This is a genomic window from Neorhizobium phenanthreniclasticum, assembly GCF_040066075.1.
GTDB classification, from domain to species: domain Bacteria; phylum Pseudomonadota; class Alphaproteobacteria; order Rhizobiales; family Rhizobiaceae; genus Neorhizobium; species Neorhizobium petrolearium.
Window position 1 is genome coordinate 1 of the sequence record NZ_JBEAAL010000072.1, and the last position, 2,036, is coordinate 2,036.

Below are 2,036 nucleotides of genomic sequence, written 5' to 3' on the forward strand. Positions count from 1 at the left end.
CCTAAGGTCATCCGAAAAGGGTCTCGCCATCCTGGCCGGCCTCCTGCACCGGCCTGAATGGTGAATCTGATTTGCTCACAAAAGGGAATCCCCATGCCGATTCCGCCTAAATTCATCCCGCTCTAGTCTCTGACGAGCTCATTGTGAGGCTCTGATGCGGGCGGCATAGGCCCATGGCATCAGGGCGTCGATGTCTTTGGCGAGGTGGCCGTTTGCTAGGCGGGTGAAGAGGTCGCAAAGATAGGCGTAAGGTTCAACGCCGTTCATTTTGCAAGTGCCGATCAGACTGGCAAACCGAGCCCAATTGCGGCCCCCTTCATCGTGCCCCGCAAAGAGCGCATTGCGGCGGTTCATGGCCGGGCGGCGGATCGCGTTTTCCACCAGGTTGGAGTCAATATCGACATGGCCGTCGTCCAGGAACAGCCGGAAGCCGTCTTGTCGTTTTAGCATATAGGCCAGGGCTTTTCCGAGGTCAGATTTGCGTGAGACGCGCGCGGCCTGGGCTGCCAGCCAGGTGAAGAACTCGTCCACCAGCGGGAGGGACAGGTCCTGTCGAACGGCCCGGCGATGTTCGGAGTCTGAGCCCCGGATACTGTCTTCGATCTTGTAGAGCGCGGAGATGCGCACCAGCGCCTCGTCGACAATGGGCGATCCGCTCTTCGGCGTCGCCTTGATCAGCTTTCTGCGCCCGTGCGCCCAGCAGAAAGCCAGCTTCAAGGGATCGCCACCCATCCGGTCCGACGTGGCGAGGTGAGAGTAACCACCGTAGGCATCGACCTGGATCGTACCGTTGAACCCGGCGAGAATTTCAGCGGCATATTCTCCTTTACGCCCGGGCCGATAATGGAACACCACACCTGACGGAGCAGAACCATTCCAGCCGCGGTCGTCGCGCAGCACGGCCCAGAGATAGCCGGTCTTTGTCTTGCCTCGCCCAGGATCCAGCACCGGGGCCGTCGTTTCGTCGACATAGAGGCGCGTGCTTTCCCACAGCAGCCGTTTGGCCATATGGTCGACCACCGGTGCGATTTCGCTGCCCGTGCGCCCCATCCAATCGGCCAGGACCGTGCGGTCTATCGGCACCCCGTGTCGCGCCATGACCTCAGCCTGCCGGTTGAGCGGCATATGTTCGGAATGCTTGGAGACGGCAATCTCCGCCAGAAGGGCTTCGGTCGGCCAGCTCCCTTCCAAAAGATGTGCCGGCGCTTTGGCCTGGAGGACGCCCGTTCGACCCTTGGGGCATGCGTATTTCGGGCGGATCGTGACGATCACCTCGTAGCGCGCCGGGATCCGGTCGAGCCGTTCCGTCCGATCCTCGCCGATCCGGACCATGTTGCCGCAACCGCAGGGACAAGCGATGCTCTCGGGCTCGATCACGCGCTCGACCCGCGGCAGGTGTTCGGGCAGTGCACGGGCCTTCCGCTCCTTGCGAGAAACGGCCTTGTCCGGATCGCCAACCTCTCCAGGATTGATTGCGCTGGCTTCGATCTTCTTCTCGACGGCGGCGATCCGCGCCTGTGTTTCGGCAATCGCCGTTTCAAGGTCTTCCAGCGCCAGTTCCATCTGCGTCGGATCTAGCTTTTCCGATTTCGGCCCGAACTTCGTGCGCCGATAGTCGTGAACCTGCCCCTCAAGCTTCTCGATCAGTTCCTTCAACTCGGAGATGAACGCGTCCTTTTCGGCCACCACAGCCTGCTCATGCTGACGTGCAGCACGCTCGACCGACAGCTCGAACTGCATCGCCGCAAACGCCTTCACCACCTCTGGCGGAAGGTCCGGAAACAGGCTGAGATCAAGGGGCGATGACATGCGCCCTTATAGCAAGGCAGCACGGAAAAGCCAAATAAAACAATGCAAAGGCGGCCGGATATTCACCCTGCCGCCGACGGCGCGGTCACTCGTTGCGCCATCACCCGCCGCCAGTCGAGGCCTTCGAACAATGCCTCATATTGCCCCCTGGAAAGACGCATCGTCCCATCCTGAACCTTGGGCCAGGCAAAGCTTCCATATTCAAGAATTTTGTAAGTTAGCACCAT

2 protein-coding genes are annotated in these 2,036 nt (G+C 60.7%); both read right to left on the reverse strand.

From position 1 onward, the window contains the following. Positions 1-138: 138 nt before the first annotated feature. Complete coding sequence (gene tnpC / locus ABK249_RS33695; RefSeq protein WP_210059128.1) at positions 139-1,809, reverse strand: IS66 family transposase; 1,671 nt, start codon at positions 1,807-1,809, stop codon at positions 139-141. Between the two features lie 62 nt (positions 1,810-1,871). After that, a complete protein-coding gene (tnpB, locus tag ABK249_RS34005) occupies positions 1,872-2,036 on the reverse strand; it encodes an IS66 family insertion sequence element accessory protein TnpB (protein ID WP_415926503.1) in 165 nt (54 codons plus the stop codon).

Bases quoted from the DNA above. Each gene is read 5' to 3' on its own strand.
- tnpC (WP_210059128.1), bottom strand. From the start codon at position 1,809: ATGTCATCGCCCCTTGATCTCAGCCTGTTTCCGGACCTTCCGCCAGAG.
- tnpB (WP_415926503.1), bottom strand. From the start codon at position 2,036: ATGGTGCTAACTTACAAAATTCTTGAATATGGAAGCTTTGCCTGGCCC.